This window comes from Lactiplantibacillus sp. YT640 (assembly GCF_049745435.1).
GTDB lineage: Bacteria > Bacillota > Bacilli > Lactobacillales > Lactobacillaceae > Lactiplantibacillus > Lactiplantibacillus plantarum.
Genome location: NZ_JBMNVY010000001.1, coordinates 23,069 through 37,256, shown reverse-complemented (window position 1 = coordinate 37,256; position 14,188 = coordinate 23,069). Strand labels below are relative to the sequence as shown.

At 45.4% G+C, this 14,188-nt stretch carries 10 protein-coding genes and 1 other annotated feature; all 10 genes read left to right on the top strand.

Annotation, left to right across the window (positions count from 1 at the left end):
• The first annotated feature begins 124 nt into the window (after positions 1–124).
• The 10 genes from ezrA (at position 125) to mreC (ending at position 14,179) form a co-directional block, all read left to right on the top strand.
• On the top strand, positions 125–1,846 hold the full coding sequence (ezrA, locus tag ACOV1R_RS00140; protein WP_015640641.1) for a septation ring formation regulator EzrA: 1,722 nt from the start codon (positions 125–127) through the stop codon (positions 1,844–1,846).
• 311 nt (positions 1,847–2,157) lie between these two features.
• Complete coding sequence (locus tag ACOV1R_RS00135) at positions 2,158–3,312, top strand: cysteine desulfurase family protein (RefSeq protein WP_003645405.1); 1,155 nt, start codon at positions 2,158–2,160, stop codon at positions 3,310–3,312.
• A 17-nt stretch (positions 3,313–3,329) separates the two neighbouring features.
• Positions 3,330–4,547, top strand: a complete 1,218-nt coding sequence (thiI, locus tag ACOV1R_RS00130) for a tRNA uracil 4-sulfurtransferase ThiI (RefSeq protein ID WP_003641480.1) — start codon at positions 3,330–3,332, stop codon at positions 4,545–4,547.
• A gap of 204 nt (positions 4,548–4,751) precedes the next feature.
• Entirely contained in the window at positions 4,752–5,990 is a 1,239-nt protein-coding gene (locus ACOV1R_RS00125; RefSeq protein WP_054519023.1) for a glutamate--cysteine ligase, read from the top strand.
• Between the two features lie 239 nt (positions 5,991–6,229).
• The gene (gene tpx, locus ACOV1R_RS00120; protein WP_003644643.1) at positions 6,230–6,724 is read left to right on the top strand and encodes a thiol peroxidase; all 495 of its coding nucleotides are present in this window, start codon (positions 6,230–6,232) and stop codon (positions 6,722–6,724) included.
• Between the two features lie 37 nt (positions 6,725–6,761).
• Positions 6,762–6,998, top strand: a binding site (T-box leader).
• A gap of 49 nt (positions 6,999–7,047) precedes the next feature.
• On the top strand, positions 7,048–9,717 hold the full coding sequence (locus ACOV1R_RS00115; RefSeq protein ID WP_015380573.1) for a valine--tRNA ligase: 2,670 nt from the start codon (positions 7,048–7,050) through the stop codon (positions 9,715–9,717).
• 173 nt (positions 9,718–9,890) lie between these two features.
• The gene (locus tag ACOV1R_RS00110; RefSeq protein WP_003645402.1) at positions 9,891–11,225 is read left to right on the top strand and encodes a bifunctional folylpolyglutamate synthase/dihydrofolate synthase; all 1,335 of its coding nucleotides are present in this window, start codon (positions 9,891–9,893) and stop codon (positions 11,223–11,225) included.
• Positions 11,226–11,396: 171 nt separating this feature from the next.
• On the top strand, positions 11,397–12,032 hold the full coding sequence (locus ACOV1R_RS00105) for a JAB domain-containing protein (protein WP_003641486.1): 636 nt from the start codon (positions 11,397–11,399) through the stop codon (positions 12,030–12,032).
• 226 nt (positions 12,033–12,258) lie between these two features.
• On the top strand, positions 12,259–13,263 hold the full coding sequence (locus tag ACOV1R_RS00100) for a rod shape-determining protein (RefSeq protein ID WP_003644642.1): 1,005 nt from the start codon (positions 12,259–12,261) through the stop codon (positions 13,261–13,263).
• 70 nt (positions 13,264–13,333) lie between these two features.
• On the top strand, positions 13,334–14,179 hold the full coding sequence (gene mreC, locus ACOV1R_RS00095) for a rod shape-determining protein MreC (RefSeq protein WP_003641488.1): 846 nt from the start codon (positions 13,334–13,336) through the stop codon (positions 14,177–14,179).
• The last annotated feature ends 9 nt before the right edge of the window (positions 14,180–14,188 follow it).

Below are 14,188 nucleotides of genomic sequence, written 5' to 3'. Positions count from 1 at the left end.
TACGTCTATGTTATAATTTAAGATAGATTTTAATTGGATTTTCAGAAAAAAGCAAGGTTACGGTTCTCAACAGGGTGAGGCGCAACGCAATTAAAACGGAATAAATAATGTAAGGGGTATTCGTATGCAAGTAGCAATCGGCATTGTTGTGGTTGCGATTGTCATCTACGCGGCGGTCAAAGGCTTTCAATTTTATATCGACAAGCAAGTCCGTCAATTGACGGAACGGCAACAGGCGCTAGTCAAGCAATCGCAGACCACAGATTTCGAAAAAATTGAACAACTCGGACTAACGGGCGGATCGTTAGCGAAGTTGGAAGCGTTGCAGAGCGCTGGTCAAGAAGTTGATAATGATCAGTTACCCGCCGTTAGTGAGCAATTAACGGCCATTACTTCGCAGGCGCGGGGCATCAGATTTCTCGATGCTCAGCAGAATCTGAAGAAGGTTGCGGCCACATTAGATACGATTGAACAACGACAGGCAGAAATTCGTCAGGGCTTGCAGGCCTTAGATGACGCGGATGCCGCGCACCGCCAAGCAGTGGCTAGTTTAGAGAAGAAGTACCAAAACATACGGAAGACGTTATTATCGCAAAACTTTTCATTTGGTCCGAGCATCGACAAATTGGAGGATCAGTTAGCTAACTTAGAAAGTGATTTTGATCATTTTTCCGAATTAGCCAAGGCTGGCGATCATGACGCGGCTGAAAAGGTTTTGGATCAGTTACATCACGATACTGGCACTCTTGAAATGGATATTGATCGGATTCCACCGATTTATAAGGACCTAGTGAGTGGGTTTCCTGATCAGTTAGCCGAACTGGCTAGTGGTTATCAACAATTAACGGCTCAACATTTTCACTTTGAGGTCGAATCGATTGATCCAGAAATCAAAGCGTTACAGCAAGCAATCGACGATAATATTGCGTTACTTGGTGATTTGAAAGTTACGGATGCTGAAAACGGCAATCATGCGATTGAAAAGCGGATCGACCACTTATACGACGTGATGCAAGCAGAGATCGATGCTAAGGCCGTTGTTGATCAACAACAAGAAGAAATCAGTAAGTTCTTGACACATGCCATGAATCAGAATCACCGCTTACAAATTGAGTTGGATCGATTAGCACAAAGCTATACGTTGAATAATGGCGAAGTTGAACGGACGCGTGAATTGAACGAACAACTGAAGAATATCGAAGCTGTTTATCAGGCGGACGTCACAGCTATTACTAGTAAGCAAGCTGTCTTTAGTGAGATCGCAGCTCATTTTGCCGAACAAGATGAGCAGTTGAAAGGCATTGAAGAAGAACAAGTGGCAATTAACAAAGGTGTGGCGAGTTTGACCGCTGAAGAGTCCAAAGCCCACGAGACGCTGCAACGGTTCGATTTTGAAATCCACGCGATCAAACGCCAGGTTGAAAATTTGAACTTGCCTGGACTACCGAAAGACTATTTGGACTATTTCAAAGTAGTTGCCAAGGAAATCGAACGGCTTGACCATGATATTAATAAGCTTGTGATCAATATGGAAGACATCACGAAACAGTTGATTGTTATTCAGGCGGACATGGCGACCTTAAAGGAAAAGACCAGTGATTTAACGGATGCTGCGGTTATGGCGGAACAGCTCTTACAATACGCTAACCGTTACAAGACGAATCATGAAGAGGTGCAAGAAGCCAGCGTGGAAGCACAACGGTTGTTTACCGAGACTCATGACTACGCGCGGAGTTTAGAAGTAATTGCAACAGCTGTGGATAAAGTTGATCCGGGGTCCTATAAACGGATTGAGGACAGTTACTATGCGAACAAACAAGCTGATAAGATGAACGATGAGGCCTGACGAGGATAGTTGGGACCGCCCATATGCAAAATTTTAGTTAACTGAAAATAACCAGCTGGTGGTGATTGTTAAATGACAACCGCCACCAGCTGGTTTTTAGTTGGCATCATGATGCAAGTAGTCGTGATGGTTCTGAGAAGGGTGACTGGGAACGGCCAACAAAAATGGTGTTTAGGACGCAATTGTCGTGTGATTAATCAGAAATTTGAAACAAAAACCCTTGTTTCACTAGTAATATTTGGTATAATTGCAAAGAATTCTTATCGAAAGTAAGTGCAATGCACACTTTCTTGGAAAGAGAAGGCGTAGTAATGATTTATTTTGACAATAGTGCGACGACGCAAGCTGCTCCTGCCGTACTGGAGACGTATACAACGGTTTCCCAAAAAATTTGGGGTAATCCGTCTAGTTTGCATAACTTTGGTGAAACGGCCTTTCATTTGTTGGAACAATCACGTCAACAAATTGCCGGCTTACTAGGTGTGCAAGCCCACGAAATTTTCTTCACGTCTGGTGGGACGGAAGGCGATAATTGGGTTTTGAAGGGTACAGCGATTGAAAAGCGGGCCTTTGGGAAGCATCTAATTACCACGGCGGTGGAACATCCTGCCATTCATAATTCGATGGAACAATTGAAGGAACTTGGTTATGAAGTGACTTACTTACCGGTCGATCAGGAAGGCCGCATCAACGTGGCGGACTTGAAAGCGGCAATTCGGCCTGACACGATTTTAGTGTCAACGATGGCAGTCAATAATGAAATCGGTACGATTCAGCCTTTACTTGGAGTGGCGGAACTACTGAAACAATATCCGAAAATTCATTTTCATATTGATGCAGTCCAAGGAATTGGTAAAGGAATCCAGAACATGATCATGAATGACCGGGTGGATTTTGTGACCTTTTCAGGGCACAAGTTTCATGCGACTCGCGGGGTTGGCTTTATTTACGCGCGCAATGGTCGTAAGTTAGCGCCATTAATGAATGGCGGCGGTCAGGAAAGTAACTGGCGTTCTGGAACTGAGAACTTACCAGCAATTGCCGGCATGGCGAAGGCCCTGCGATTGTTGCTCACGGATGAAGATGGTAAGGTAGCTCGTGAGCGAGCTATCAAACAGCGAATCTACGAGCACATTAAGTCGTTTCCTAAAGTGACGATTTTCAGTCAGCCAACGACGGGGTTCGCACCCCACATACTGTGTTTTACGATCAACGGTGTGCGGGGCGAGACCATTGTTCACGCGTTTGAAGATCAGGGCATTTATATCTCAACAACGAGTGCCTGCTCATCGAAGAAACACTTGGCCTCCAGTACTTTAATGGCGATGCACGTGCAAGAAAACATTGCGACGAGTGCTGTGCGGGTCAGCCTCGATGAGAATAATACGCTGGCAGAAGCTGACCAGTTTATTAAAGTATTTGATCAACTTTATCAAAAATTCTCAAAAATTAATGCAGACGCATAACGGAAAGGAACTTGTTCATGCAGTACACTGAAATCATGGTACGTTATGGTGAACTATCGACCAAGGGTAAAAACCGGCGGAACTTTATCGATAGCTTAGGCCGTAACGTACGCAAAGCGTTGCACGACTTTCCAGAACTAAAGGTCCACGCGAACCGTGACCGGATGCACATCATGTTAAATGGTGAGGATGCCGATAAAGTCATGGGCCGTTTGAAGCTAGTTTTTGGAATTCAAAACTTTTCACCAAGTATTCGCGTCGATGCCGACATGGATGCCGTCTATGAAACGGCGATTGCGATGGTCAAAGCCCAGTTTAAACCGGGGATGACTTTTAAAATTTACACACGGCGCTCCGATCATCAGTTTGAATACGATACAAATCAAATCAATGACATGCTCGGTGGGCAAATCTTGGACCACGTTGACGGGATTCAAGTTAAGATGAAGAATCCGGACATTGTGTTACGTGTTGAAGTTCGGTTAAACGGTATCTTCTTATCATCAGAAACGATTCAGGGTGCCGGGGGATTACCGGTCGGCACCGCTGGCAAGGGAATGCTGATGCTTTCTGGTGGGATTGATTCACCAGTTGCCGGCTACCTTGGCATGAAGCGTGGTGTGGACATGGAAATGGTCCATTTCTTCAGTCCGCCATACACGAGTGAACAGGCGTTAGCAAAGGCCAAGCAGTTAGCGTCAACGCTAGCAAGTTACTCTGGTAGCGTGAAGTTTATTCAGATTCCATTCACTGAGATTCAAGAAGAAATCAAAGAAAAAGTGCCCGAGGGTTATCTTATGACCGTTCAACGGCGCCTAATGATGCGTTTGATGGACGCCATTACGCGTCAACGGCATGGTAAGGCGATTTTTAATGGTGAATCATTAGGGCAAGTGGCTTCACAAACGATGGATAGCATGATTGCCATCAATGATGTGACCACCTTGCCGGTTTTGCGCCCAGTGATTTCCATGGACAAGACGGAAATTATTAAGATTGCCGAAGATATTGATACCTATGACTTGTCGATCATGCCATTTGAAGATTGTTGTACGATTTTTGCGCCGCCAGCACCCAAGACGCATCCGAAGCTAGACCGTTCACGGTCCTACGAAGAACGGATTGATGTTGAAGGACTGATGGCACGCGCTTTGGCTGGTGTTAAAATGACTGAGATCAAGCCGGGTGAAAATTATTTGAATACACAAGAAGACGTTTTTGCTGAACTATTGTAGGTCAAAAACGGGTGATATTATTACCCTAAAAACGAGTACCCGGTAATACTGGGTACTCGTTTTTTTGATTTTTTGGATGATCAAGCAGGGACGCGCGGAAGCTCATTTCGTAATGGTAAGTCAGCTAAATAATAGGTCATAATCAGCGAACCAAGGTCGTGACTATGCTACGATAAATTTAGATTGAATCAGCGAGGTGAGTGGATGGAGTGGCAACAATTATTAATGGAAAATACGGCGTTGATCAATGCACAGGTTGTTCAGATTGGGCTGGAACGGGAAGGCCAGCGGGTAACGGTGACCGGTCATTTGGCGGATACGGCATTATCACCAACACTTATCAGCGAGTTGTCCGGCCTGCAACGGGACTTTGCGGAGACACAGTTGGAGTTAGTCACCCAACCGCAAGCAAGTGCGGTTGCTGCGTTGCACGCCTTAACGATGCTCACACAACAAGTCCGGCAAAGGCTTCTGCCTGAACTGATTTGGCCGCTAAGCATGCCGCCCATACTTCCACGAGAAGACCGGGATATTCCAATCGCTAAGTTGGATGCGGCCGCTGTCGCCTATCGACAAGGACTTGCTCACCGCTATGGCCGACGACGTCAAATGTTGTCAGGTGTTCACTGTAATGTGAGCTTGGCGGCTAGTCTGATGATGGGATTGTATCAGGCCCAGACAGATAGTCGTGATTTCACCACCTTTCAAAATCACTGTTACCTGCACATTGCGCAGAATTATTTGCACTATCGCTGGCTACTGACGTATCTTTATGGCTGCTCACCATGCTGCTGGCCACAGTCTGGTCTTACGCCACCAGCCCAGCCCGTTCGAAGCTTACGCAACAGTTCTAGCGGGTATACCAATCGGCCGGGTGTTACGGTCTCGTACGCGTCGTTAAATGATTATTGTCAAACACTGCAAGCGGCCGTTGATAATGGAAAATTAAGTGCGACCAAGGAATTTTACGGTCAGGTTCGGTTGCGTCATGCTGGTGGTCATTCACAACTATGTCAGGATGGGATTCAATACTTGGAATTACGTAACTTAGATCTGAACCCATGGGCCGGTGCGGGCATCGATCTGTCCCAACTGACCTGCTTAACGTGGTTCGTTTTACTGATGCTCTGGTTACCAGTGCCAGCTAGTACGGATAATTGGATTCAGGCGGGTCAGCGCGCCAACGAACAAGTTGCCATCGAAACCCCCATGCAAGTGACTCGACAGCTAACTGAAGGCGAACAACTAGCTGACGCGCTACAAACTATGGCTACCAGTTTACATCAACCACACGCGTTGCAAGTCGCCCAACATATCTTAACTAGTCTGCACGACCCGGCCAACACACTCGCTGCCCGCTGGGAACAACAAACAAACGATTCGCTCGAACGTGCAACCCAACTTGCACTCCAGCTGGCTACGACACCACATTTTAATGCTTGAATATACTGAAATCGGCGTACACACGTGTTGGCACGTTAGGACGCACATCGGCTGACGAACAACAAACCAACTAATAAGCACGTTTAAACCATGACTAACGTCAAATAACGCGTCGCATGTCAAGAATGATAATTTTTGAGACGATTATTTGCGCGGAAACTGAAATTGCGTTAAATTTGAGCTATACTATTACTACCACAAATATTAGAAAACCATTAGTTATCGAAGGGGTGTTTTACGTGCAAGTATTATTTCATGATCAAGCATTAGACTTAGTCGGTGAACCGTTACAAGATGGTGACCAGTTACCGAAGTTCAAAGTGTTCACTACCCATGATGAAAAGATTAAGACTAAGGACTTGCTAGGTAAGCCTGTCTTGTTAAGTGTGATGCCAGATATTGATACGCGAGTTTGTTCTATTCAAACAAAGAAGTTCAATCAACAGGCTGATAAGTACCCCCACGTTCAATTTTTAGCCATTTCCAATAACGCGGTTGCTGACCAAGCTGGTTGGTGCGCTAAGGAAGGCGTTAAGAACTTAACGGTGGCTTCCGATGAAGAACTATCCTTTGGTTACGCCACCAATCTATACTTGCCCAACAATGGGACGTTGACCCGGGCGATTTATGTCGCTGATGCGGCCGGTAAAATCGTTTATCATGAAATCGTGCCAGATGTTAGTCACGAGCCAAATTACGTTGCGGCACTGGATGCCCTAAAACAATTCGAATAAGGATTGACGGCACTCAGGAAATTCATTACAATAGTGACAACCAGCAATGAGCAAGAGAGTAGCGATAAACAACGTCAACAGAGAGAGCGTGAACAGTGAAACACGCTTGGCGGTTTTAGCGTGAAGGTAGCTTGCGAGCTGCTATTCTGAACTGTTTTAGTAGGAATAGCCGGACGGGATACACCGTTCGTTAACAACGATGTTTAAGCTGTAAAGCGATCACTTGTGATGGCTTTAAAATTAGGTGGTACCGCGAAGTCCATTCGTCCTAGTCTAATAGGATGAGTGGACTTTTTTAGTGCCAAAAGAAAGGATGTGCCCCAATGTCAGAAGAACCAACTACTGATATGCCAACTAAGTATGATCCGACCGCCGTGGAATCAGGTCGTTATCAGACTTGGTTAGACCAAGATTTATTTAAGCCTTCGGGCGACAAGAAAGCTAAACCCTATTCAATCGTGATTCCACCGCCAAATGTCACGGGTAAGTTGCATTTAGGCCACGCTTGGGATACCACGTTACAAGATATTATTATTCGTCAGAAACGAATGCAAGGTTTTGATACTTTATGGTTACCAGGAATGGATCATGCCGGCATTGCCACACAGGCAAAGGTTGAGGCCAAACTGCGCGAACAAGGGATCAGCCGTTACGATCTTGGTCGTGAGAAGTTTATTCAACAAGTTTGGGATTGGAAAGACGAATACGCGTCGATTATCAAACAACAGTGGGCTAAGATGGGATTGTCATTGGACTATTCTCGTGAACGGTTCACCATGGATGATGGCCTGTCAGATGCGGTTAAGAAAGTCTTCGTTGATCTTTACAACAAGGGCTTGATTTATCGTGGTGAATACATCATCAACTGGGATCCTCAAGCACGGACGGCTTTGTCTGATATCGAAGTGATTCATAAGGATGACAAGGGTGCGTTCTACCACGTCAAGTACCCATTTGCTGACAAAGACTATACTTTCAATGGTAAACATTACATTGAAATTGCCACGACTCGTCCTGAAACCATGATGGGCGATACCGCCGTTGCGGTTAATCCGAGTGATGACCGTTACAAGGAATTGGTTGGCAAAAAAGTCATCTTGCCATTAGCAGAACGTGAAATTCCAATTATCGCCGATGCGTACGTTGACCCTGAGTTTGGAACTGGAATGGTGAAAATCACGCCTGCTCATGACCCGAATGACTTTAAAGTCGGCAACCGGCATGATTTGAAACGGATTAACACCATGAATGATGATGCTTCAATGAACGCCAATGCGGGTAAATACGAAGGTATGGACCGTTTTGAAGCACGTAAAGCGATGGTCAAGGATCTTGAAGATCAAGATTTGATGATTAAAATCGACCCAATTGTGCATAGCGTTGGGCATTCTGAACGGACTGATGTCCAAGTTGAAGCGCGGCTCTCAACCCAGTGGTTTGTGAAGATGAAGCCACTTGCCGAACAAGCTTTGAAGAATCAAGAGGGTGACGATGCCGTTGACTTTATTCCTAAGCGGTTTGAAGATGCCTTTAAGCAGTGGATGGAAAACATCCATGATTGGGTTATTTCACGCCAGCTCTGGTGGGGACATCGGATTCCAGCTTGGTATAACAAGACGACCGGTGAAACGTATGTCGGTGTTGATGGACCAAAAGATCCAGAAAACTGGGAACAGGATCCAGACGTGTTGGATACTTGGTTCTCAAGTGCACTTTGGCCATTTTCAACAATGGGCTGGCCAAACACTGATGCGGAAGACTTTAAGCGCTATTTCCCAACGAATACCTTAGTGACTGGCTATGATATTTTGCCATTCTGGGTTTCAAGGATGATTTTCCAAAGTCTTGAATTTACAGGAAGGCGACCATTCAAGAATGTTCTTTTACATGGCCTGATTCGTGATGAACATGGTGTTAAAATGAGCAAATCACTCGGTAACGGGATTGATCCAATGGATGTGATTGAAAAGTACGGGGCCGATGCATTACGGTGGTTCTTATCTAACGGGTCGACGGCCGGCCAAGATGTGCGGTTCAGCTATACAAAGATGGATGCTGCATGGAACTTTATTAACAAGATTTGGAACGCCAGCCGTTACGTTATCATGAACCTGGGCACCATGGACAAACCGGAATTACCAGCTGCAAGTGACTGGACGTTAGCAGATAAGTGGATTTTGAGTCGTTTGAACGCGACGGTCAAACAAGTGACGACTACCTTTGATAAGTTTGACTTTGGTGAAGCTGGTCGAGCCTTGTACAACTTTATCTGGAATGACTTCTGTGACTGGTATATCGAAATGAGTAAGGAAGTCTTGACCGGTGATGACGCTCAAGCCAAGGCCAATACCCAAAACGTGTTAGCCTATGTCTTGGATCAAATCTTACGGTTATTGCACCCAATCATGCCATTTGTGACCGAAAAGATTTGGTTATCAATGCCACACGTTGGTGAATCCTTAGTAGTCGCTGCTTATCCTGTTGACCATCCTGAATTTGATGACGAAACGGCGGAAAGTGATATGGCCTCACTTATTGAATTGATTACGGCCGTTCGGAGCATTCGAGCAGAAGCTAATGCGAAGATGTCATCAGCCGTGGATCTATTAATTAAGACGGACAACACTCGGTTACAAGCTGTTTTCAAAGCTAATGAAGATTATATTCAACGGTTTGCACATCCGAAGACACTGTCAATTGGCGCCGACGTGGTTGCACCGAAGTTAGCCATGACACAAGTGATTAGTGATGCGGAAGTTTACATTCCGTTAGCTGAACTTGTTGACCTCGATGAAGAAGTCAAAAAACTTGAAAAAGAACAAGCCAAGTTTGAAAGCGAAGCCGCACGGGCGACGAAGAAGTTAGGTAACGAACGCTTTGTTGCCAATGCCCCTGAAGACGTCGTTAATAGTGAAAAAGAGAAGTTAGCGGACAATCAGACAAAACTAGCTGCCTTAAAGCAACGTTTAGTTGATATTAAGGCTGAAGCTTAATTTGCGATAATAGTTAACTGAAATGTGTGTTACTGGTAAAATGGTAATCGTCCCGTTTTGGGATGGTTACCATTTTATTATTAAAACGTAAAATATAAGGGCTCATTAGCTAGAAGTATGGTGAGCAAACGGCCAAATGATGATTCGCGCGGTTTACAGGAAGGAAGACCAACATGATTGACACTTATTCAGCAGCATTAGCCTTTATTCACGGCCGGACTCAGTTCAAAAAAGCCCCGACACTCAGTCGTATGCGCCAATTCTTACATGAATTGGGTGATCCACAGTTAAAGGTGGCCGGCATTCACGTGGCGGGGACCAATGGCAAGGGGTCGACGGTTGCGAATTTACGCGAATTATTTATGGCAGATGGGCTAACGGTGGGAACTTTCACGTCGCCGTTCATTGTTCGCTTCAATGAACGGATCAGTGTTGACGGCACCCCCATCAGCGATGAAGAACTTGTTGGTCTGGTGCAACAGATTCAACCGATCGTTGCCAAGCTTGACGCGACATTGGCAAGTGGGGGCCCCACAGAATTTGAGATCATTACCGCAATGATGTTTCTTTACTTTGCTGCTCAGCCAATCGATATTGCCATTATTGAAGTTGGGTTGGGTGGGTTATACGATTCTACCAATGTTTGGACACCAGCCGTTAGTGTGATTACTACGATCGGTTATGATCATATGCAAATTCTAGGTAATACATTGACGGCGATTGCGACTCAAAAAGCAGGTATCATTAAGACGCAGGTGCCGGTAATTGTTGGTAAATTACCGGCTGAAGCACAGCAAGTGATGATTGATACCGCCATGAGCAAACGGGCGCCGTTGCGGACGTTGGGAGTTGATTTTACAACCAAATTATTACCGCCCCAAGGCTGGCAAGAACGGTTTAACTTTGACGGGTTAGAGGCGCATTTTAAAGACTTGACAACTCCGCTACTGGGAGACTATCAAGTTGATAATGCGGCCGTTGCAATAGCGGCGTACCTAACTTACCACCAAGCGACTCAGCTACCCGTGGTCACTAGCGACGTCAAAGCGGCTGTGACAGCAACACAATGGCCTGGCCGTTTCGAACGCTTGAATCAGGACCCACTGATCATGATTGACGGTGCGCACAATGAGCCGGCAGTAACTGAATTAGCAGCTACTTTGAGTGAGCGATTTGGACAGCAAACCGTTTATGTCATCTTTGCGGTCTTAGCGGATAAGCAGCATCAACAAATGATTCAGACCTTGGGCGCATTACCTAATGTTCAATTACGGTTGACACAATTCGAAGGTCCGAACGCAAAACGTCCAGCGACCGACCCGACGATGTTGGCACATGAAATGCCAAATGGCCGGACCGCTGAAGTATTTGATAATTGGCAAGCTGCCTTGATGCAGACACTCCAAGAAATGTCGAGTGATGATGCGTTACTACTAACGGGGTCGCTGTACTTTATTAGTGACGTACGGGCTTATTTCAAGGATGGCAGCGACTCAGAAACTGATTAGGGGCTGACACGGATGCTTAGAAGACAATTGCGCAAGAAATAATACTGCGTCCTTGGTACTGATATTATCAAAGATGATTGTGAGTTAACTGAAAAAATTGCGTTAAAATGTCGGTGAATTAATGGTTAGCCGGTCACTTTACGAAACTACTAGGTAGAAAGGGTGGTTTCAATGACGATGATCAGCGAAGAACAAATACCGACAGCACAAGTTCGTGAATTAATGCAAGCCTACTTTGGGACGTTTTTACCCAACGACGCGGTGACTAGCGCGATGCAGGCCTTTGAGCGTGAGTACCCGATAGAGGACGCTATAGAGTGGTTACATGAGTCGTCTGAAAATCCGCGCTGGCAAGGTTTAATCGTGGCGCTCAGATGTGGGCAACTATTACCCCGGCCAAGTCGATTAATTTTGGGGCAGGTATATGGTAGTGAACAACTGGGAGCCGTTTTAGCACGGGACTTTGCCAACTTAGAGCAGGAACAGTTGCAATTGTTATGCTTAGATACGAAAAATCAAGTGATCAAACGCCAGGTCGTCTTTCAGGGCACGCTCAATAGTTGTCCGGCTCAACCGCGGGAAATTATTAAAGTTGCCCTAACGACACCGACTGCCCGGGTCGTTATTGCACATAATCATCCGAGTGGTGATGTGACGCCGTCAAAAAAAGACGTTGAATTTACCAAGCGGTTACAACTGGCTTGTGAACTGATGGGGTTACCGCTCTTGGATAGCTTTATTATCGGTGTAAACGATTACTTTAGTTTTGCCGAGCAGGGCGTGTTAAATTGTAATACGGATTCGTAACAGAATGTGGTAAAATAACGGGGTTAGGACCGATAATTTAATCGGCCTGATCGCGTTTTTTTTGTTAAATTTTATCTAAGTTAAATAGTGGGACTGTATTTTTCATTAATTTACGGTATGCTAGGATTCAGGCAATGCTTTTTTAATGCAGTGCGACTATGCTATAATACTTACTATTATGACTAAATAAAAAATTAAATTTGTTAATGATGAAGGGATGAATGTAGTGTTCGGATTTGGGACAAAGAATATCGGGATCGATCTCGGTACGGCCAACACAATTGTGTACGTTGACGGCAAGGGCATCGTATTACGTGAACCATCCGTAGTTGCGAAGAACACGAAAACTGGTGAAATTGTATCAGTTGGTTCAGAAGCACGGGATATGATTGGGAGAACCCCAGCAAGCATTGTGGCGATTCGGCCAATGAAGGATGGCGTTATTGCGGACTACGATACGACCGTTGCGATGATGAAGTACTTTATTCAAAAGACACTCGGCCGCTCAAATGGTAAGCCATACGTCATGGTTTGTGTACCAAGTGGGGTTACCGAAGTTGAAAAGCGGGCCGTTATTGATGCAACACGGGTTGCAGGTGCGCGGGATGCATATGTCATTGAAGAACCATTTGCAGCCGCTATTGGTGCAGGGCTGCCAGTCATGGATCCAACTGGGAGCATGGTCGTTGATATTGGTGGTGGGACTACCGATGTTGCGACAATTTCCTTAGGTGGGATCGTATCAAGCCGTTCAATTCGAATGGCTGGCGATAAGATCGATGACTCAATCATTTACCATGTTCGCCAGAAGTTTAATCTTTTAATTGGTGAACGCACAGCCGAACAACTTAAAATCGACTGTGGCTCAGCATCTTTGGAAGCCGCTGAAGACTTGGAAGGGTCAACGATTCGTGGACGAGATCTTTTGTCGGGCTTACCAAAGACGGTTGAAATCTCATCTGTAGATGTTTCAGAAGCCATCCAAGAAGTGGTCTCTGAAATTATTTCAGCCATTAAAGAAACCCTTGAAGAAACTTCCCCAGAAATTGCCTCTGACGTAATTGACCACGGGATTGTTTTGACCGGTGGTGGTGCCTTATTGAAGAATCTTTCCGAAGTGATTGCGGACGAAACCAAAGTACCGGTTTTCATCGCTAACGAACCGCTTGACTGTGTTGCAGTTGGGACCGGTGAATCACTCAAGAGCATCGACGTTATGAAAAAGCGATAACAGGTGAGCGGGAAGACGTCTTCCCGCTTATTTATTGTTAAATCATTGAATTTTCGACCGGGGGTTCATTATGCAAAAGTTTTTTTCTAACCGAAAACTAGTGATTGCGATTGTCGTGTTCATTATTAGTTTCGGCTTGATGAGTGTCTCAGTAGCCATTCGTGATAAGAAATCGACACCACCATTGATCCAACAATTTGGAAACGATGTGGCTGGTGCGGTTGACCGGGTGATTGCTTGGCCAGTCAATGGCTTACAAAGTGCGACCAACTCAGTTTCTGACTTGTTGAACACCTATCAAGAAAATCAAAAATTGAAGAAGCAAGTTGATCAACTGGCGCAGGCCAAGGTTAGTGCCCAGACGACGCGTGCGGAAAACAAGCAGTTACGCAAGCAGTTGAAATTAAATAATTCGTTATCTGATTATACGACGGTGACCGCCAATGTTTTGACGCGGACACCATCATCTTGGATGAACCAACTCGTGATCTCTAAGGGTGCGACATCCGGTGTAAAGAAGAATATGCCTGTCATGTCACAAAAGGGTTTAATTGGCCGGGTCGTGGAAGTTAACCAAACGAATTCTAAGGTTGAATTAATTTCTAATACGAGTTCGTCTTCGAATAAGTTTGCTATTCAGATTACGAATAGTGCTGGTAAGACTGTTAACGGGATTATTTCAGGTTATGATAAGAGCAATAATCTTTTAGAGATGGGTTCCGTGACGTCTAACGTTAAAATCAAAAAAGGCGATAAAGTCGTGACGAGTGGTTTAGGCGGCAATACGCCGAAGGGACTTTATGTCGGCACGGTTGCTAGTGTCAAGCAGGATGATTACGGGCTAGCATCCGAAGTGGAAATCACACCCGCAGCGGACCTTAGTGACTTAACAGTTGTGACGGTCGCTGAACAGTAGGGAGGTGCA

Coding starts and splice junctions, on each gene's coding strand:
- ACOV1R_RS00135 (WP_003645405.1), top strand. CDS start 2,158: ATGATTTATTTTGACAATAGTGCGACGACGCAAGCTGCTCCTGCCGTA.
- ACOV1R_RS00105 (WP_003641486.1), top strand. CDS start 11,397: ATGACGATGATCAGCGAAGAACAAATACCGACAGCACAAGTTCGTGAA.
- mreC (WP_003641488.1), top strand. CDS start 13,334: ATGCAAAAGTTTTTTTCTAACCGAAAACTAGTGATTGCGATTGTCGTG.
- ezrA (WP_015640641.1), top strand. CDS start 125: ATGCAAGTAGCAATCGGCATTGTTGTGGTTGCGATTGTCATCTACGCG.
- ACOV1R_RS00125 (WP_054519023.1), top strand. CDS start 4,752: ATGGAGTGGCAACAATTATTAATGGAAAATACGGCGTTGATCAATGCA.
- ACOV1R_RS00115 (WP_015380573.1), top strand. CDS start 7,048: ATGTCAGAAGAACCAACTACTGATATGCCAACTAAGTATGATCCGACC.
- ACOV1R_RS00110 (WP_003645402.1), top strand. CDS start 9,891: ATGATTGACACTTATTCAGCAGCATTAGCCTTTATTCACGGCCGGACT.
- thiI (WP_003641480.1), top strand. CDS start 3,330: ATGCAGTACACTGAAATCATGGTACGTTATGGTGAACTATCGACCAAG.